Annotated in this window: 18 protein-coding genes; 7 read left to right on the forward strand and 11 right to left on the reverse strand. The window is 71.1% G+C overall.

Annotated features, from left to right (window positions below):
- Nucleotides 1-35: 35 nt before the first annotated feature.
- Nucleotides 36-4,073, reverse strand: a complete 4,038-nt coding sequence (locus BJ998_RS05800; RefSeq protein ID WP_184859178.1) for a beta-galactosidase — start codon at nt 4,071-4,073, stop codon at nt 36-38.
- Nucleotides 4,074-4,480: 407 nt separating this feature from the next.
- Between BJ998_RS05800 and BJ998_RS05805 the strand changes: the two genes are divergently transcribed.
- Nucleotides 4,481-4,999 carry a pyridoxamine 5'-phosphate oxidase family protein gene (locus BJ998_RS05805; protein WP_184859180.1) on the forward strand — a complete coding sequence of 173 codons (519 nt, stop codon included), beginning with the start codon at nt 4,481-4,483 and terminating at the stop codon, nt 4,997-4,999.
- A 3-nt stretch (nt 5,000-5,002) separates the two neighbouring features.
- Here the strand turns inward: BJ998_RS05805 and BJ998_RS05810 are convergent, their stop codons facing one another.
- From BJ998_RS05810 to BJ998_RS05840, 7 genes are all read right to left on the reverse strand, one after another.
- Complete coding sequence (locus tag BJ998_RS05810; RefSeq protein WP_184859182.1) at nt 5,003-5,359, reverse strand: nuclear transport factor 2 family protein; 357 nt, start codon at nt 5,357-5,359, stop codon at nt 5,003-5,005.
- A gap of 73 nt (nt 5,360-5,432) precedes the next feature.
- Nucleotides 5,433-6,614 carry a M20/M25/M40 family metallo-hydrolase gene (locus tag BJ998_RS05815; RefSeq protein ID WP_184859184.1) on the reverse strand — a complete coding sequence of 394 codons (1,182 nt, stop codon included), beginning with the start codon at nt 6,612-6,614 and terminating at the stop codon, nt 5,433-5,435.
- A complete protein-coding gene (locus tag BJ998_RS05820; RefSeq protein WP_246488529.1) occupies nt 6,611-7,816 on the reverse strand; it encodes a hypothetical protein in 1,206 nt (401 codons plus the stop codon). Before BJ998_RS05820 ends, BJ998_RS05815 begins: the two co-directional genes overlap by 4 nt.
- A gap of 10 nt (nt 7,817-7,826) precedes the next feature.
- Nucleotides 7,827-9,128 (reverse strand): hypothetical protein, encoded by a 1,302-nt coding sequence (locus BJ998_RS05825; RefSeq protein ID WP_184859186.1) that lies wholly within the window; start codon nt 9,126-9,128, stop codon nt 7,827-7,829.
- A 22-nt stretch (nt 9,129-9,150) separates the two neighbouring features.
- Nucleotides 9,151-10,437: a hypothetical protein gene (locus BJ998_RS05830; protein WP_184859188.1), complete on the reverse strand. Its 1,287-nt coding sequence runs from the start codon at nt 10,435-10,437 to the stop codon at nt 9,151-9,153.
- On the reverse strand, nt 10,424-11,197 hold the full coding sequence (locus BJ998_RS05835) for a hypothetical protein (protein ID WP_184859190.1): 774 nt from the start codon (nt 11,195-11,197) through the stop codon (nt 10,424-10,426). Before BJ998_RS05835 ends, BJ998_RS05830 begins: the two co-directional genes overlap by 14 nt.
- Nucleotides 11,194-12,114, reverse strand: a complete 921-nt coding sequence (locus BJ998_RS05840) for a hypothetical protein (RefSeq protein ID WP_184859192.1) — start codon at nt 12,112-12,114, stop codon at nt 11,194-11,196. Before BJ998_RS05840 ends, BJ998_RS05835 begins: the two co-directional genes overlap by 4 nt.
- 238 nt (nt 12,115-12,352) lie before the next feature.
- Here BJ998_RS05840 and BJ998_RS05845 point away from each other — a divergent pair, with 238 nt between their 5' ends.
- The 3 genes from BJ998_RS05845 to BJ998_RS05855 all read left to right on the forward strand — a co-directional run bounded on the left by BJ998_RS05845 (nt 12,353) and on the right by BJ998_RS05855 (nt 13,866).
- Nucleotides 12,353-12,820, forward strand: a complete 468-nt coding sequence (locus tag BJ998_RS05845) for a helix-turn-helix domain-containing protein (protein ID WP_184859194.1) — start codon at nt 12,353-12,355, stop codon at nt 12,818-12,820.
- A gap of 98 nt (nt 12,821-12,918) precedes the next feature.
- Entirely contained in the window at nt 12,919-13,470 is a 552-nt protein-coding gene (locus BJ998_RS05850) for a DinB family protein (protein ID WP_184859196.1), read from the forward strand.
- Between the two features lie 57 nt (nt 13,471-13,527).
- On the forward strand, nt 13,528-13,866 hold the full coding sequence (locus BJ998_RS05855) for a helix-turn-helix domain-containing protein (RefSeq protein WP_184859198.1): 339 nt from the start codon (nt 13,528-13,530) through the stop codon (nt 13,864-13,866).
- A gap of 3 nt (nt 13,867-13,869) precedes the next feature.
- On the opposite strand, the gene BJ998_RS05860 is transcribed toward BJ998_RS05855, so the two are convergent.
- From BJ998_RS05860 to BJ998_RS05870, 3 genes are all read right to left on the reverse strand, one after another.
- Complete coding sequence (locus tag BJ998_RS05860) at nt 13,870-14,460, reverse strand: ClpP family protease (RefSeq protein ID WP_184859200.1); 591 nt, start codon at nt 14,458-14,460, stop codon at nt 13,870-13,872.
- On the reverse strand, nt 14,457-15,071 hold the full coding sequence (locus BJ998_RS05865; RefSeq protein ID WP_184859202.1) for a ClpP family protease: 615 nt from the start codon (nt 15,069-15,071) through the stop codon (nt 14,457-14,459). Before BJ998_RS05865 ends, BJ998_RS05860 begins: the two co-directional genes overlap by 4 nt.
- A gap of 74 nt (nt 15,072-15,145) precedes the next feature.
- Complete coding sequence (locus BJ998_RS05870; protein ID WP_221337889.1) at nt 15,146-16,012, reverse strand: RNA polymerase sigma-70 factor; 867 nt, start codon at nt 16,010-16,012, stop codon at nt 15,146-15,148.
- Nucleotides 16,013-16,145: 133 nt separating this feature from the next.
- Here BJ998_RS05870 and BJ998_RS05875 point away from each other — a divergent pair, with 133 nt between their 5' ends.
- From BJ998_RS05875 to BJ998_RS05885, 3 genes are read left to right on the forward strand one after another with little or no spacing between them, the layout of a single operon-like run.
- Nucleotides 16,146-16,610, forward strand: a complete 465-nt coding sequence (locus tag BJ998_RS05875; protein ID WP_184859203.1) for a carboxymuconolactone decarboxylase family protein — start codon at nt 16,146-16,148, stop codon at nt 16,608-16,610.
- A gap of 54 nt (nt 16,611-16,664) precedes the next feature.
- Nucleotides 16,665-17,225, forward strand: a complete 561-nt coding sequence (locus BJ998_RS05880; RefSeq protein WP_312889946.1) for a TetR/AcrR family transcriptional regulator — start codon at nt 16,665-16,667, stop codon at nt 17,223-17,225.
- 14 nt (nt 17,226-17,239) lie between these two features.
- Nucleotides 17,240-18,448 carry an FAD-dependent monooxygenase gene (locus BJ998_RS05885; protein WP_184859204.1) on the forward strand — a complete coding sequence of 403 codons (1,209 nt, stop codon included), beginning with the start codon at nt 17,240-17,242 and terminating at the stop codon, nt 18,446-18,448.
- Nucleotides 18,449-18,473 lie beyond the last annotated feature (25 nt).

Raw genomic sequence — 18,473 nt, forward strand, 5'->3', positions numbered from 1 at the left:
GACCGCTGGACGAGCGGTCAGGCCTTCGGGTCTCGTCAGGCGCAGGTGAGGGTCGGCAGCGCCCAGTCGGAATGGTCGGAGCCGTTGCCGTCACCGCCGTCGCCCACGATCAGGTCGAGGATCTGGCCGCCGGTCACCGGAACGTCGATGGACGCGGCGGGTTGGCCGCCCCGCATCACCGGTGTGGTGACGAGGTTCGTGCCGTCGAGGGCGACGGTGAAGGTGACGGAGCCGCTGGTGCCGACCTCGCCGTCGACGCCGACGGAAGCGGTGAACCGGCTGCACTTGCCGGCGAGATACACCTGGACGTCGCCGACGGCGTGCACGCCGAGCCCCTTGGCGTAGGCCGTGCCGGCAATGGTCATCGGCTTGCCGTCACCGGCGGCGTCCTCGCCGTTGCTGGTGTCCCGCTCGACCGGCCCCCACCCGTTGGTGGCGGAGAGGAACGGCAGGCCGCTCACCGCCACCTGACCGGCCGGTGGCGAGGCCGGCACGGTGCCGATGATCCGTTCGTCGTGCACGGTCTCGCGGCCGACACGGGCGGTTGCCTTGAGCGCGGCGGGGGTCAGGGCGCCGGTCGGGGCGGTCACCGGCCACGAGAAGGTGTTGCCGTCACGCGTGACGGCGCCGACGGTCCAGCCCTCGGGCGCGGTCAACGTGACGTCCCGAGCGTACGGACGAACCGTTGCGGTGGCGGTGAACTGCTGGCCGCTGGACACCGTGTTCGGCACGGACAGGGTCACCGAGCCACGCGGGGCCGCCGGCTGCGCGTACTTGTGCGCATCGTAGCCGGGCGAGTAGTTCGGCCGGACGGCCAGCGGCGAGGCGTAGCTGCCGTAGTTGGTCAACGAGACCGACCCGAGGCCGCCTGTGCTGCCGTCGAGGTTCCACACGGCGATGGCGATCGTGTTGTCCCCGTTGGGGTTCAGCACGCCGTTGGGAATCGGGAAGCTGTGCTGCGGCCCGAGGTAGTTGACGTACTGCCCCATCTGCCAGCCGTTCACGAAGATCAACGCCCGGTACTGGCGGGACGGGTCGTCGCTGATCGTGACGCCGACGGAGGTGTCCTGGCCGCGCGGCAGGTCGAGGCGGACGTTGGTGCGGTACCAGGAGACGCCGGGCGTGGAGTCCTTGGCCGGCAACGACGTCTGCGACCAGGACCGGTCCGGGTAGCCGGGCAGCGACATGCCGGTGCGCTCCCCGTACAGGCCGCCGGTGTTCAGCGGGCCGCGCACCTTGTCCAGACCGTTGGCCCCCTGCAGCCGCCAGGTGACGGAGGTCAGCGGCGAGCCGGTGAGCCGGGCGGCGACCAGGCCGCGGGCGGCCTTGTTGCCGTTGGAGGCGTTGTAGTCCTCCTCGTGCCCCATGTTGACGGTCAGCACCGACAGCTCGTTGTCGCCCGTGCGCAGCGTGCCGGCCGGGAAGGCGAAGGTGTGCTGCGCAGTGGTGGAGCTGCCGAGGAAGGTCCCGTTGAGCCACACCGACATCGCGCCGGCCGGACCGCCGCTCTGGGACGACAGGCTGATGCCGGTCTGCTTGCCGTCGCCGACGAACTTGCCTCGGTACCAGGTGTTTCCGGTGTGGAAGCCGTAGTCGTCGGCGAACAGCACCGGCAGCGTGCCGGGGGCGGTGCTGCTGTTGGTGGTCATCTTGTCGGCCACCGGCCAGGTCGAGTCGTCGAAGCCGGGCTGGCTCTCCGGCGACTCCTGCTGGTGCTTCCAGTTCGTCAGCGCGGGCAGCGTGACGGGCTTGGCCACCGGCAGGGTCCCGGTCCGGCTGCCGCTGCCGGTGGATTGCGTCCGCACATCGCGGCCGTTCCAGGTGATCCGGTCGGCGGCGCTGAACACCTCGACGGAGCCGTCGGTGTCGGTGTCGCCGGTCAGCGCCAGCGTGTGGCCGGAGTAGTTGGCGGTGCGCAGCAGGTGGGTGCCACGGACCAGCACCGGCCCGGTGGCGGTGTCCTGACGCCAGAACGTCTCCGCGGTCGCCTTGTCGCCGAGCAGGAGCAGCAGCGGCCGGGAACCCGGTTCGCTCACCAGAACACGAGTGAGTCCGTAGTGTACGTAGTTCAGCCGGAGGTCGCCGCGGCTGGCGTCCCAGGTGCTGGTGGCCGAGCCGTCGAGCACGGTCACCGTGGGCTGCTTGGCGTACCGCAGCACGGTCTCGCCCGGCTGCCCCTTGTCCCCGTACAGGACGGCGACGTCACGGTTGCCGATGGTCGCGTTGGTCGCGATCTCCGACGTCGAGTACTGCATCCGCGACTGCCCGAGGTCGTAGCCGGCGACGAGGATCTTCGACTCGCGGCCGTTCAGCGTGATGCCGGTGTCCGGCTGCTGCGGCACCGACGGGTAGTAGTCGCCCGTCGCGGCGGTCAACAGGTCCACGGCGTCCACGACGACGAAGGCGCCGGTCGCGGACGGGTTCTTCTGGCCGGTGACGACGATCTTCAGCGTGTGCGGGCCGTTGGCCAGGCCCCGCACCTCGTACGCGCTGAACTGGTTCTGCTTGGACGCCGAGTACAGGTCGACGGTGCTGACCTTGGCGCCGTCCAGGTAGACGTCGGCGATGCCGTGGTTGCCGTCCTTGGACGTGACCCAGCGGATCCCGGGGCCGGTGAAGGGAATGCTCACGCTGTCGTCGGTGGTGTTCGAGAACGACTCGGTGTGCTGGTAGTCGCCGCCGGTGTAGTTCTGCTCCGGCCCGACATGGCTCCACGTCCCGGAATACGTCAGCGCCGACGCCGGATCGTCATACGTGTAGCCGGAATGCGCCGCCAGGTCGAGCGCCATGTGCGTCGTGTTGGTGGCGGTCGAGGTGGAGTCCCCGTGCCGCAGCGTGTGGAACTGCGTGTGCGTGTCGGGGTTGATGCGGGCCGTGTCGGCCAGCGCGGCGTCGGTGAGCGGCGCGGCGCCGAGGCCGTCGGTCTTGGTCAGCGGCGCCACCGCCTGGGTGAACTCGCCGATCAGCTTGTCCTCGTAGTACTTCGGGTCGAACTGCCGGCTCTCGGTGATGGCCGCGCCGTAGTCGTAGGACGTGTAGTTCTGCGGGATCGCGTTCCAGCCCCAGGACGTGCCGCCGTAGAGCATGTAGAAGCTCTGCGCGGTCGCGCCGACGGCGATGTTCTGCTTGTAGAACACGTTCGCGAACTGGTCGTTGATCAGCTGGGCGCACTTGTCGTAGCCGGGGCCGCCCCACGGGTCGAAGGCGCCGCCCTGGAACTCCGGCGTGTACAGCGGCTTTCCGGCGGGGTGGTCGTAGCTGATGTCGGGCACGCCGTTCCACTTGGTCGGGTGCGAGCAGTCGAAGCCCTGCGAGTAGGAGTCCGGGCCGTCCACGTCCAGCGCCGCCGCGCCGGAGTTGAAGGTGCCGTTGTTGTTGCCGGTCAAGGGCACCGTGATGCCGTCGGCGCGGGCCTTGTCCTCCAGGTGCTGCATGTACGTGCGGCCGGCGGCGCTGCCGTTGTAGTACTCGTTCTCCACCTGGTAGGCGATGATGCTGCCGCCGCCGTCGGTCAGCTGGTGCCGCTTGAGGATGCCGTCGATCTGCGACTGCCACTCGTCGGAGTAGGCCAGGTACGTCGGGTCGGCCGAGCGGGTGTGGCCCGGGGTGGTGGACAGCCAGGTCGGGAAGCCGCCGCCGTCGACCTCGGCGTTGATGTACGGCCCGGGCCGGGCGATCACGTACAGGCCGGCCCGCTCGGCCATGTCCAGGACCTTGTCGATGTCGCGGACGCCGCTGTAGTCGTAGACGCCCTGGGCCGGCGACTGGTAGCCCCAGTCGAAGTACAGGGAGGTGGCGTTGAAGCCGGCCGCCTTCATCTTCTGGAAGATGTCCAGCCACAGGTCGGGGCTCGGCAACCGGTAGTAGTGGAACTCGCCGGACCACAGGTAGGTGCGGTTGCCGTCGATCAGGAACGAGTAGCCGTCGTAGGTGATCTTGTGGCTGGCCCGCGGCGGCGCGGCCGTGGCCGGCGCGGAGGTCGCGGTCAGTCCGGTCAGCGCCAGGGCGAGGCCGGCGACCAGCGCCAGCAGGGGGCGGGACCAGGGGGCTGATTTGCGGCGGCGTGGACGCATGCGGGTCTCCCAAGCTCGTGCACCGGTGCACCGAAAGCTGCACGAAAGCTAAGCAATCCAGCAGAGTCGGTCAAGACTCAACAATGCGAAACAGTCGACACCCGCTGCACGGTGTAGGCCGACTGGCGCAACACCTCCGGCGAATGGTCTCTGACCTGTCCGTTCCGGATGATTGTCCACGTACTGGACGAAAGTCGGGCCGACACATAACCAAACGCATTCGAACATTTCACCACTGGAGCCATGCGAAGAGACGCGGTGCAACGGTGCGCCACACCGTCGACCTCACGGCCGTCGTCGGCGCCTGCCGCCACGGGGACGCCGTCGGCAGGATCGTCGTCGCCGCGGCCCACTGACGGGTGTCGATTCGGGGGCGGCTCGTTCGACGCAGGGGTATGACTGACGCCATGAACGAACCGACCTCGACTCGGAACCTCGACCAATACGGGAACGCGGAGCTGCCGTGGAGCCGGCCCCGCGACATCCTGGCCACGGACACGCCGACGGAAGACCTGACGTTCTTCGTGGCGACGATGCGTCCGGACGGGCGGCCGCACACGGCCGGCGTCGGGGCCGTGTGGGTGGACGACACGTTGTACTTCGTCGGCGGTCCGGGGACGCGCAGGTCGCGCAACCTGGCGGCGAACCCGGCGTGCAGCGTGGCGGTGCGCCTGCGCGGCATCGACCTGACGCTGGAGGGCGACGCCCACCGGGTCACCGACGCGGCGACCCTGGAGCGGCTGGCCGGCGTCTTCCGCAGCGGCGGTTGGCCGGCGACCGTGGCAGGTGATGCGCTCACTGCGCCGTACAACGCGCCCAGCGCGGGGCCGCCGCCCTGGCATCTCTACCGCCTGACGCTGCACTCCGCGGTCGGTGTGGCCTGCGCGGAGCCGTACGGCGCTACCCGCTGGACCTTCGCCCACTAGCGGTCACAGCGCCCCCTGCTCGTGGAAGCTGCGCCGCCATGTCCCGTCGTCGAGCACGTAGACGCTGGTGCACGAGAGCAACTCCGGGACGGCCGAGTCGGTCGGGAGAAGCCGGGCGGTGTAGGTCAGGACGACGGCGGCGTCGGTGAGGTCGACCGTCCGCGTCGACTCCAGCCGGCAGGCCCGCCACCGGGACGGAGCCTCGTAGTGGTCGAGGACTTCCTTGCGCCGCAGGGCCCGGTCGGCGAACAGGAGCACGGCGCCGTCGGTCATCAGGCGGTCCAGGAACTCCGCGGCCGCGCCGGCGACGATGGCGTCCCAGCAGGCCTGTTCCAGTTCCCACGGTCCTGGAATGCGCATCCGCCCGACGCCCCGTGCTCGACTCGACAACAGTTTCCCGCACAAAGTGTTGCATAGTGCACGGCAAATCACCCTACCCGGTCAATTCACGCAGCTCAGGACGGTGTTGCGGCCAGCACGAGGCCAGCGCCGGGAGCAGGGCGATGGAAGTGTCAACGGCACGGGCGAAGACAGGCAGGGACAGGCGCTCGTCGGGGGCGTGCATGCGGTTGTCGGGGACGGCGAAGCCGAGCAGCAACACCGGGATGTCACGGGCGGTGAGGAGGCCGGCGGCGGCGATGCCGCCGCCGGAGGTCCGGAACACGGGCTCGTGGCCGAAGCCGTGCCGGCAGGCGGCGCGGGCGGCGTCGATGGCCCAGTCGACACGGGGCACCGTGACCGGGGGTCGGGCCATGATCACCTGGACGGATGCGCCTTCGACCGACGCGACCGAGCGCCGAACCGAGCGGATCACGGCATCGGGACTCACCCCCGGGGACACGCGGAACTCCAAGCGAGCAAACGCTTGCGAGGCGAGCACGCCGTCGCCACGACCGGCCCGCAGCCGGGAGATGGTCATCGAGGTGCCGGGAACGTCCAGCGCGGCAATGAGCCGGCTCAACTCCACGCCGGGATCCGGCACGAGACCGCCGTAGGTGCCGGAATGCAGATCGGCGCCGGGGCGGCGAACGGTGATCCCCAGCCGCACCACGCCCCGCAGCGAAACCGTCAGCGCCGGCACCGAGGGGCTGTGCATGGCGGTGTCGCTGATCACGGCCACGTCCGCCCGGCCGAGGAAATCCGCCAGGTGCGGGCTGCCGATCTCCTCCTCGCCGTCCAAGAGAAACCGCACGTTCACGGGCAGCGTGCCGGCGCCACGAAGCCAGCTCTCCACGGCCGCCACATGCGCGAGCAGCTGGCCCTTGTCGTCGGAAACCCCGCGCCCGTAGAGCAATCCATTGTGGACAACGGGACGGAACGGCGGCGTCCGCCACTGCCGGCGGTCACCGGCGGGGCGGACGTCGTAGTGCCCGTACAGCAGCACGGTCGGCCGGTCGGGACGCGTTCCCCAACCGCCGACCACCAACGGATTTCCACAAGTGTCAACGATTCTCACGCACCGAAGCCCGGCCCGACGCAGCCGGGCCGCGAGCCATGCCGCGGCCCGGCGCACCTGGGGGCGATCCGAGCTGACGCTCGGGATCGCGGCCAGTGCGGCGATGTCCTCGACGAACCGGCCCCGATTGCGGGCCGCGTAGGCCAGCGCGCCCCTCACCGGCGGGCGCCGTTGACCGCGGGCACCCCACTTCCCTTGTAGACCCCGAGTCCGCCGCGCTTGGCGAACGCCTGCCGCCGCGGACCGCTCTTGACCGGCGCCGCGACCCCCACGGGGCGGTGCGCGTCCCAGGGCAGCACCCGCTCGACCTCGGTCCGCTCGGCCAGCCGCAGCGACTGCGCGGAGGTGATCCACTCCTCGGCCGGCTCGGCGATCTCCAGCAGCAGCGCCTCGAACTCGGACCGCGTCGACTCCAGGATGTGCGGGGCGGCCAGCCACCGCAACACCTGCCGGCCGGTCACGCCCATCCGCTGCCGCGGCGAGGTGACCAGGCGCTCGTCGAAGTAGCGGATCAGGACCTCGTCCACCACGTCCCACGCGTTCGCCGCGCCGAAGAGCTCCTTGACGTCCGGCGCGTTGAGGATGCGGAACGCCTCCTCCAGCAGCTGCATGACCTCCACGCGCAGCACGTTGAGGTGGCCGTACGAGGTGAACTTCAGGTTGTTGCGCAGGTCGAGGCCGGCCCGGCGGACGATCGCGATGCTGCCGAAGCTCGGGTCGTAGGCCCGGGCCCGGATCACGTCGGAGATCCGCTTGTCCCGCCAGAACAGCGCCACCTGGTTGTTCAGGTGCACGAACAGCCGGTGGAAGTCCACGTTCGGCCGCGAGTTCGCCGCGCCCGCCCCCTTGCCGTAGCCCAGGATCCTCCGGTACGCGGCGATCCGGTCCCGCTTGGTGTAGCGCAGCACGTCGCGCCGGTCGAACCGGTACAGCCCGAACGCGCCCGGCCCGTCGGACAGCCGGATCGCGCCGCCCTGGAACAGCTCCTGCAGCTTCTGCACGACGCGGAACACCCCGATCCGCTCGTGCTGGTACAGGTAGTACAGGTCGCCGACGGCGATGATGCGTTCGGAGGCAACGGTTTCGTCGTAGGCCTCGACGCCGCGCGGCATCCGCGTCTGGCCCAGGTCCGGCGCCGCGTCCGAGCCGACGCCGACCAGCCCGGCCAGTCCCCCGTCCGGCGACGGCGGCTGTGCCCGCTCCGCGGCGTCGACCTGCTCGAGCATGCCGTCGATCTGCTTGAGGATGGCGTCGCCCAGCTGCGGGTTGCTGGTGAGCTGGTCGCCCAGCCGGTCGGCGACCTGCTCGCGCAGCGCGGCGACCCGGTCGAACAGGTCGCGATAGTCCTTCTCGGTGCCCATGTCGTCCTCCTCACGCGTCCGGCTCGGACTGCCGCCGCGTCCGGACCGGCGCGGAGGTGTCTACTGTGGACGGAAGCGCGCGGGTCGCCCGCAGCGACCCGGCCCCGTTGCCGTCGGGGTGACGCACCGGCGCCGCCACCGACAGCACCTCGTTGAGGTCGTCGATGAGCGAGTCGATGCCGATCTGCACCCGCCTGCTGAAGAAGCCGGGCGGCAGCGCGGGCTGGCCGCCGGGCGCGGTCGGCAGCAGCACCACGATCGCCACCAGCTGCCGCACCACCTGGGTGAACGCGCTGTCCACGCCGTCCTTGCCGGCGCTGGTGATGAACTGCTGGCCCTCGGTGGTGGCGAAGTCGCCGATCCAGCGCAGCAGCCCGCCCAGTGGCATCGTGCCGCCGCCGGGGACCGGCACCCGCAGCACCTCGCGCTCGCCGGCGTTGATCAGCACCGAGTCGAACGCGTCGGTCAGCTCGTCGACCTGGCTCGCGGTGGCCGCGAGCAGCTGGGACAGCGCCACCAGCGCCGGCCCGAAGTAGCCCTGGCTGCCCGGCGGCAGCGTGAACGGGTCGATCTTGCCGCGCTGCGCCTGCCAGCTGTAGTACAACGACGCCACCCAGTCGACGATGGTGATGAACGAGGTCTGCACGCGCTCGTCGCCGACCGAGTCGACGAAGTCCGGGAGCAGCCCGAACGCGTCGCGCACCATGCCGAGGTGGCCGCCGACGGTGTCCGGGTCGATCGTCACCGGATGGCCGCCGCCGGACTCCACCGACTGCGGCGGCCGGTCGTCGACGAACAGCAGCAGCCGGAAGATCTGGTCCACCCGGGGCACCCGGATCAGCGGGCTCTCGAACTCCTTGCGCAGCTCGATCAGGTCGTGGTGGACCAGTGACCGGAAGCCCTCGGCGGCCTCGGCGTTGAAGTCGACCCGCAGCGGCGTCAGGGAGTCCAGCAGCTCGCCGGAGTCCTTCACGGCCGTGCGCGCCCGGGCCGCCAGTGACGCCTGCGCCCCGGTGACCGCGCCCAGGTCGGCCTGCACCGCGTAGCCGCGCGGCGTCCACTTCGCGTCGGTGTGGCCCTCCACCCGGCTCAGGTCGAAGCTGCCGGTCAGCGCCGCGACGAAGCCCTTGGTGTCGCCGTCGCGCCACTTCCAGCCGAGCACGTCGCTGATCGCCTGCGCCGCCTGGTCGGCGACCGGCCCGTCGCCCCGCCGCGACGGCGTCGCCGTGGACACCTCGCGGGTCAGGATCGGGTACGCCGTGTCGATGTCGGTCGGCGGCGGCTGTGTCGGCCGGTCCTCAGTGCTGGTCATCCTCACTCCATCTCGTGGTTGCTCAACGCGAACGCCGGCCGAGCTCGCCGAAGAAGTTCCTGGTCAACACGTCCGGACCGGCGAGCCGGCGGTCCAGCGCGACGCGCACCGCGCCGATGAGGAACCGCTCCGGCACCACCCCGGGGTCTACGCCGCGGGCCAGCCGGCCGGCCGCCTCCTCGATCATCGCCTGTTCCTTGTGCTCGAACCGGAGCACCGCGGCCAGCGTCCGGTTGCCCAGCGACGGGTAGCGGGTGTGGCAGATGGTGTCCACCACCAGCGGCACCGCCCGGTCCGCGGTGCGCAGCAGCGACTCCGGGATGCTGCTGCCCCAGGTGTCCGGGTACAGCGTCCGCCACAGCCGCGCGTAGTGCCGCGACTGCTCAGTGAAACCCATGCGCCGCAACAGTTCTATCGACAGCTTGGCCCGCAGGTACGGGGTCGGGTGCACGCCGGTCGGCGAGTGCCGCAGCGCCTGCGCCCGCGACCGGCCGATGACGTCGAACAGCGATCCCACGAACGCCGGCCCGCCGAGCAGCAGGCCCGACATGTCGGCGAAGGTCTCCCGGTTCCACCGCGTCCAGGTGGCCGCGACCGAGCGGGGCAGGCCGTCGGCGAGCAGCCGCCGCGCGATGCCGACCGGCACCACCCGGTGCAGCCCGAGGTCGTTCTGCAGGTTGTGGCTCACCTCGTGCAGCACCGCGCCCAGCGTCCACGGGTTGACCATCCGGTGGTACGGCAGCTGGATCAGCGGAAAAGGGTTGAGCTGCCGGCCGATCCGGCTCAACCGGATGCCGCGCCGGAAGGTGGCCGGTGAGAAACCCGTGCGCAGGTAGCAGAACGGCGCCGGGGCCGGGATCGGCTTGGGCACGCCGACACCCAGGTACGCGTACTGGTAGCAGTCCAGCGCGATCCGGTCGCACGCCACCAGCCACGGCGCGAACGCCGACTGCCGCTGGCCGAACAGCTCCAGGTAGAAGTCCCACACCTGCTCGACGGCGCGCACGAAGTCGTGCGCACGGGACTTCTGGTGCAGCAACTCGGTCATCGCGGCCCGGTCAGGCCGGGCGACCGCGGTCTCGGCGGCGTCGCGGACCCGGGCCGACGCCGTGCGCAGCGGCCGGCGCAGGGTGCCGATCAGCGCGTTGGCCGCCTCCACGTGCCCGCGACTGGGACCGGTCGCCGGATCGCCGAACTCGTCGACGGAGAACGGCCGCAGCGCGGCCAGGTGGCGCTCCACGTTCAGCGCCTGGCTGAGCACCCAGTCACGGTGGTCGGGCCGCGTGACTGCTCGCTCAGCGACGAGCACGGCGCCTCCTGGCGGGTCGCGAGTGGTAGCGGTGGTTGAGCACGTTGGTGGCGTGCACGGCGCGGCGGGCCGCGTGCGGCCGGTGGTGCCGGCGGTGGTGGTGGCGCGAGCGCGGGTGGCCGTGCGATGGCGAGACCTTGGCGGCGTTGCGCAGCAGCGTGCCGACCGCGCCGCGGGCGGTGATCTGCCGGCCGTCGGCGTACTGCGTGGCCAGATCCTTGACGGTGTTGAGCGCGACCGACGGCAGCGCCTTGATCAGCGGCCGGCGGCGGACGTCCCGCCACAGGTCGGTGCCGACCTTGGCCAGGCCCTTGGCCAGCGGCTTGCCCACCGCGCGCAGCAGCTTCGGCGCGGCCTTCGCCGCCAGCTTGCCGGCGATCGACACCAGCGGGCCGAGGAACGCCTCCGCCTCGGCCTCCGACTCCGCCTCGGCGGCGCGGGTGGCCAGGTGCGCCATCAGCTCGGCCTCGCCGGCCAGCCCCAGCCGGGAGGCGCGGAAGTTCGGGTCGGCGAAGTCCTCGAACTCGAAGTCCGCCTCGTCCTCGTCCTCGTACTCGTAGAGGAACTCGTCCTCGAGCTCCTCCTCGGTGTCGTACTCGTACTCCCCCTCGAGCTCGTCCTCCAGCTCGGCCTCGTACTCGCTCTCGTCCTCGCCCTCGAACGCGTGCTGCTCGAACTCGGACTCGAACTCCAGCTCGTGGTGGCCGTTCAGTTCGTACTCGTGCAGTTCGCCCTCGATCGCGGGGTAGCCGCGGCTCATGCTCGTCCTCCCAGCTCGTCTGCTGTCCTGACCACCGCCGTGCGACCGGCGGGAACCGCGCCCGTCGGCACGGGAACCTTGCTGACCACGCGCACCACCCGGGCCGGCCGGCCGTGGCGCGCCGGCACCCGCACCGGGGTGACGACCTCGACGGTGGAACCACCGCCGGCCCGCACCACCGGCGAGCGCAGCGGGCCCGGGTACGTGCCGACCGCGCTGCGCACGCCCCTGACGTGGCGGACGAGTGCGTCCTGGCTGTCACCGAGCACGTTCGCCGTGTGCGCGGCCATCACCTTGGCCGCCAACGGCCGGCTCAGCTTCCGTCCACTGTGGACGTGCCGGGCCAGCGTGTGCGCGGTGCGGTCGACGATCGTCGGCACCACGCCCGTGTACGGCCGGGTCTCGCGGCGGCGGTGCAGCAACTCCGCCAGCACCGCCGCGCCGCGCACCAGGTCCCCGTGCACCGCGCGCAGTGCCCGGTGATCGGGGCGGGACAACAAAGTTGCCGCCGCCGCGCCGACCAGCGCCTCCGCCTCGGCCTCCGAGTCCGTGCGCGCCGCCTGCGCCGCCAGCGCCTCCGCCTGCGCGTGCTCCGCCGTCAGCGGCCGGCGCTCGTGCTCCTGCTCGTACTCGCCCTCCAGGGCGCTCGCCAGCACGTCTCCCGCGAGACCGCCGAGCGGCCCGCCCAGGGCGCTGCCCACGATCGGGGCCGCGATCTTCGCCAGCGGGCGCAACACCTTCACGCCGCGCTTGACGAACCGGCCGACGCCGCGCAGGCCCCTGCGCAGGCCCTTGAAGAACTCCTCGCCCTCGTCGAGTCCCTCGTCCTCGCCCTCGCCGACCAGGGCTTCCAGCTCGTCGGCGAACTCCTCCTCGTACTCGCCGTCGAGCAGGTCCTCGTATTCCAGCTGCGCCATGCCCAGGCTCCTCCCAGCGGGCGGTCGTCCGCGCCAGGAAGTCCACCCTGGTCAAGGACCTTTCGGTAGTCGCACGAACCCGTGCGGCACGAAGCCCCTAGTTCATCTGTGTGTCACACGTTTCGGCGATGCGGAGCGTGACCGCTGTGCGGTTTCCTGGAAGTTCTCTGGACGACAGCTGCCTGTCGAGGCGGGAGGGGACCCGTCACGGGGGAGCAGGGCTAGCGGAGGTCCGTGCATGGGGAAGCAAGGGGTGGCGGTTTCCGGGCTGCCACCAGGGGATGACAGTGCCCGCAATGGCCGGGTGGTCACGGTCCGGTTTCCACGGGTGGTCGCCGATCCCGGACAGGACGAACTGGTGCAGAACCTGATCAGGGCGCTGGTGCGTCGGGTCGCCGAACTGGGCGGCACGTCGACGTCGGACCGGCCGGTGCTCGACTGCGAGGAACTGGGCATGCGTTGCCTGCTGCTGCCGCTCGGTCTCCGGCCGCACGGCGTCGCCGGCCTGCTCAGCCCCCGCGAACGCGAGATCGCCCGCCTCGTCGGGCTGGGCTACACCAACCGTGCGATCGCCGATTCGCTGGAGATCAGCCTCTACACGGTGTCGACGCACCTGCGCCGCGTGTTCGCCAAGCTCGATGTGACGAGCCGCGCCGCGATGGTGGCGTCACTGGCGGGAAATCCACACCTGCTGGCCGAGCAGTAGTCGGCTCGCGCCGGCCGAAGTCCGTCCTCTGTGGACTCGACCGCCGGCCGGCGCGACCGAGGACGACGGCTGTCCGCAATCATCCGTAGCATCGCCGTATGGACACCAACCTGGACTGGACGGCGCAGGTCATCGAGCAGGCGGACTGGCACTGGACGAACCAGCTGCGGCCGCGGCTGGAAGGGCTGACCGACGAGGAGTACCTCTGGGAGCCGGTGGCCGGGGCGTGGAGCGTGCGGCCGCGGGGCACGAGCGTGACGAGGATGGCGGCCGGCGGCGGGGACTTCGTCATCGACTACGAGTTCCCCGCGCCCGATCCGGCCCCGGTGACCACGATCGCGTGGCGCATCGGGCACCTGGTGGTGGGCGTGTTCGGCATGCGGGTCGCGGGGCACTTCGGCGGCCCGCCGGTGGACTACAAGACCCACAACTTCCCGGGCGACGCGGCCACCGCGCTGGCCCAGCTCGATGCCAACTACCAGGCCTGGATCGACGGCCTGCGCACGGCCGACATGGCCAAGGCCGTCGGAGCGGTCGAGGGACCGTACTTCGACCAGCCGATGGCGACGCTCGCCCTGCACCTCAACCGCGAGCTGATCCACCACGGCGCGGAGATCGCGCTGCTGCGCGACCTCTACCGGTGGCGTTAGGTTCGCTGGCAGCGTAAGCGCGGTACGAAAACACCGAACCGGTGCCACGATGACGGCATGGCGGACATCCTCCAGTTCCCCCCGAACCGCACGCCTGCCCCGGAACCCGAGCCGGAGCCGCTGTGGCGTGAGGCGCTCGGCCGCAGCCTGCGCGCGGCCCGGGAGGAGCAGGGCGACCGCCTCGTCGACATCGCGGAGCGGGCCGGCATCTCGCCGCAGTACCTGTCGGAGATCGAGCGCGGCCGCAAGGAGCCGTCGAGCGAGATGATCGCCGCCGTCACCGGCGCCCTCGGCGTCGAGTTCTCGACGCTGCTCATCGAGATCGCCGGCGACGTGCGGCGACTGCGCCGCGCGGCCACCCGCCGTCCCACCGGGCCCGTGCTGCTGGCCGCCTGAGCCTCACGCCCGCTGGTCGATGACGTGGTCGGCCAGCCCGTACTCGACCGCGCCGACCGCGTCGAACACGCGGTCCCGGTCGGTGTCGTGCCGCAGCTGCTCGACGTCGTGACCGGTGTGCCGGCTGAGGATGTTCTCCAGCTGGGTGCGCACCCGCACCACCTCGTCGGCCTGGAGGATGAGGTCCGGGATGGTGCCGCGGCCCTGCGCCGCCGGCTGGTGCAGCACCACCCGGGCGTGTCGCAGGATCGTGCGGCGCCCGGCCTCGCCGCCGGCCAGCAGCACCGCGCCGGCCGCCACCGCCTGGCCGATGCAGGTCGTCGCCACCGGCGCCTTGACGAAGCGCATGGTGTCGTACAGGGCGAGCATCGCCGACGGGTCGCCGCCCTCGGAGTTGATGTACAGGTTGATCTCCTGGTCCGGGTTCTCGGCGTCCAGGAACAGCAACTGCGCGATCAGCGCGTTGGCCACCCCCGAGTCGATGGCCGTGCCCAGGTAGACGATCCGCTCCGACAGCAGGTGCGAGTAGACGTCCATGATCCGCTCGCCGCCGGCGACGCGTGTGATCACGTTGGGAATGGTGTACGTGCTCATGCCCCGGCCCCCAGTCCCAGCGCGTGGGTGCGGACCGGCACCACCTGGCCGAGTTCCGTGACGATGTGGTCGATGAAGCCGTACTCGCGGGCCTGTTCGGTGGTGAACCACCGGTCGTGCAGCGAGTCGGCGAAGATCCGCTCGATCGGCTGGCCGGTGTCCTCGGCGATGAGGCCGAGCACCGTGTCCCGGGTGTACCGCAGGTCGTCGGCCTGCACCTCCACCTCGACCGCCGAGCCGCCGATGCCGGAGGAGCCCTGGTGCATCAGGATCCGGGCGTGCGGCAGGGCGTAGCGCTTGCCCGGTGTTCCCGCGGACAGCAGGAACTGCCCGGCGCTGCACGCCAAACCGATCGCCAGCGTCGAGACGTCGCACGGCACCAGCCGCATCACGTCGCGGATCGCCAGCATCGAGGGCACGGAGCCGCCCGGTGAGTGGATCCACAGCGCGATGTCCTTGCGCGGGTCCTCGCTGGCCAGCGACAGCATCTGGGTCGCCAGCACCGTTCCGTTGTCGTCGTCGAGCACACCGTCGAGGATCAGCACCCGCTGGCTGAAGAACCGTTCGCGGAGCCGGTGGTCGAACAGCGGCGGCCTGTCGTCGTTTGCCATGCCCCGACCATGCCGGCGACGCGGTGGTTCCCGGGGCCCACGCTGCTGTCAGCAGATCCGCCGACGGCGGAACGTCAGCGGTGCAGGGCGGTCTCGCGCCGCATTCCCGACAGCTTCTCGGGATTGCGCACGGCGTAGAACCCGGTGATCAGGCCGTCCTCGATCCGCGCCGCCACCACCGTGTCGATCTCGCCGTCGAGCACGACGACCAGCGCCGGGCAGCCGTTGACCACCGCCGGCCGCAGCGACGCCGCGGCGACCCGGCCCAGCACGGCGGCGACCTTGTCGGCGCCCACGACGGGGTGCAGGGCGGCCTGCTTGACCCCGCCGCCGTCGGTCAGAAGCACGACGTCCGGGGCGAGAATGTCCAGCAGGCCTTGAAGATCACCCGTTTCGACGGCGCACAGGAACGCGTCGAGCGCGTGCTTGGTCTCCGCCTGGGAAACGACCTCGCGCGGCCGCCGCGCGGCGACGTGGGCCCGGGCGCGATGGGCGATCTGACGAACCGCGGCCGGGCTCTTGTCGACGGCGGCGGCGATCTCGTCGTAACCGAGGTCGAACACCTCGCGCAGCACGAACACCGCCCGCTCGGTCGGCGCGAGCGTCTCCAGCACCAGCAGCATCGCCATCGAGACGCTGTCGGCCAACTCCACGTCCTCGGCCACGTCCGGCGCGGTCAGCAGCGGCTCCGGCAGCCACGGGCCGACGTAGGACTCCCTGCGACGACCCAGCGCGCGCAGCCGGCTCAGCGCCTGGCGGGTCGCGATCCGCACGAGGTAGGCGCGAGAGTCCCGGACCGTGTCGAGGTCGACGGCCGTCCACTTCAACCACGTCTCCTGCAGCACGTCCTCCGCGTCGGCGGCGGAGCCGAGCATCTCGTAGGCGACGGTGAACAGCAGGTTGCGGTGGGCGACGAACGCCTCGGTCGCGCGGTCGGCCATGGGCGGCTCCTGTCTCGACGGTGTCGCCCACCAGACGCCGGGCACCGCCATTCTGTGACAGGTCACGGCGCCAGGGACATGCCAGAGCGACGGGCACGTGTCACAGCGGCGGCCCGGCCGGCGTCTGGTGGCCATGGAACCTCGTTTCAACCTCATGGAGAACGACCTCGGCGCCAAGATCGTCAAGCGGTTCGGCGCCACCAGCCAGCTGATCACCCAGTCCTCGCTGGGGAAGTCCACAGTGGAGCTGGTGTCGCTGCGGATCAGCCAGCTCAACGGCTGCGGCTGGTGCGTCGACATCCACACCAAGGAGGCCGCGGCGGCCGGTGTCACCCCGCTGCGGCTCAACCTCGTCGCCGCCTGGCGCGAGACCACCGTGTTCACCGAGGCCGAGCGGGCCGCACTCGCCCTGGCCGAGGAGGGCACACGACTCACCGACGGCGTGTCCGACGAGACGTGGGCGCGGGTGCGCGAGCACTTCGACGACGACCAGGTGGCGGCGCTGGTCACGCTGGTGGCCCAGATGAACTCCGCCAACCGCATGAGCCTGATCGTGCGCATGCAGGGCGGGTCCTACGAGCCGGGCATGTTCGCCTAGTGCTACCGTGTAGGGCAGTCGTACAGGACGACTGCCCTACACGGAGGGAGCACGGTGACGTCTCCGGCGGCGGAACGCGGGCGTGAGGTGCGGCAACGGCTGCTGGCGGCCGCGGTGGAGCTCATCCCCGAGCGCGGCTGGACGGCGGTGAGCACCCGGGTGCTGGCCGAACGCGCCGGGGTGACGCCCAGCGTCGTGCACTACCACTTCTCGTCCCTGCCGGCGCTGCTGAACGAGGCCGTCGTCGGCGTCATGCGGCAGATGCTCGCCGAGCTGGACGGGTTCTTGGACACCGCCCGCACCCCGGCTGACGCGGTGGAGGTGATGCTCGCGTCGGTGAACCAGTACACCGGCGCGGATCCGCTGTCGCTGCTGTTCGTCGAGGCGTACCTGGCCGCCACGCGTGACGACAAGCTCCGCGAGGAGATCGCCGCCGTGATCGACGGCTTCCGAGGGCGACTCGGCCACTGGCTCGACGAACGCGGCGTGCCCGCCGCGGACGAGACGGCGGCCGTGCTGATGGCGATCATCGACGGCCTGCTCCTGCATCGCGGGCTGGGCACACGCCCGGACGCCGACGCCGTGACCGCCGTCCTGCGCAGGCTCGTTCCCTAAACGGAGGAGGACGCATGAAGGTGGTGATCTGCGGCGCCGGGATCGCCGGGCTGACGCTCGCGAACCGGTTGTCCGCGCTGGGCAACGATGTCGTGCTGCTGGAACGGTCGCGCGGTCCCCGCACCCAGGGATACATGATCGATTTCTTCGGTACGGGCTATGACGCCGTCGAGGCGATGGGGCTGCTGCCGGCGGTCGAGCAAGTCGCGTACCGCGTGGACGAGGCCAGCCTGGTCGACGAGCACGGGCGGCATCGGGGCGGTGTGCAGTACACCCAGTTCGCCAGGGCGATCGGTGGCCGACTGCTCAGCGTCATGCGGCCCGACCTGGAGCGGGTGCTGCGCGAGAACCTGCCGCCGGCGGTCGACCTGCGCTTCGGCGCCACGGTCGTCGACGTCGTCGACCACGGCGACGGGGTCCGGGTCGGCCTCGACGGCGGCGCGGAGATCGAGGCGGATCTTCTCGTCGGCGCCGACGGAATCCACTCCGCCGTGCGGCGGCTGGTGTTCGGCGAGGGGTACTTGCGTCACCTCGGTTTCCACACGTCGGCATTCCAGTTCGACGCGCCGGAGATCCACGCCGCGGTCCGGGGCCGGTTCTGCCTCACCGACACCGTCGGGCGACAGATGGGGTTCTACGCCCTGCGGGACGGCCGGGTCGCCGCGTTCGGCGTTCACCGCACGCCGGATCCGACGCTTCCCGACGACGTGCGGGCGGCCGTGCGGGATTCCTACGGCGACCTGGGGTGGGTCGTGCCGGAGGCGCTCGACCGGTGCCCGCCGTCGGCGGAGATCTACTACGACCAGGTGGCCCAGATCGAGATGCCGCGCTGGGGCCAGGGCCGGGTCGTGCTCGTCGGCGACTCCTGCTACGCGGTGTCGCTGCTCGCCGGCCAGGGCGCGTCACTGGGCATCGCCGGCGCGTACGTGCTCGCGCACCAGCTGGCCCATGCCCCGTCCATCGACCACGCGGTGGCCGAGTACGAGCGCCTGTGGCGTCCGATCGCCGAGGAGAAGCAGCGGACCGCCCGCTCCGGCGTCCGCTGGTTCCTGCCCGAATCGACCACGCAGCTGCGGATCCGTCACTTTGCCCTGCGCGCGGCGCGGCTTCCGCTGGTCAACCGCTACGTCGCCGGGACACTGGCCGGCAAGTCCACCGGCCTCATCGCGAACCTGCACCCAGCGAAAACCCCGTTGTCCGATATCCGTAGAGTGGCCAACTGACACGGTTTGTCCACTCAGGGGGGAT

This window comes from Kutzneria kofuensis, assembly GCF_014203355.1.
GTDB classification, from domain to species: domain Bacteria; phylum Actinomycetota; class Actinomycetes; order Mycobacteriales; family Pseudonocardiaceae; genus Kutzneria; species Kutzneria kofuensis.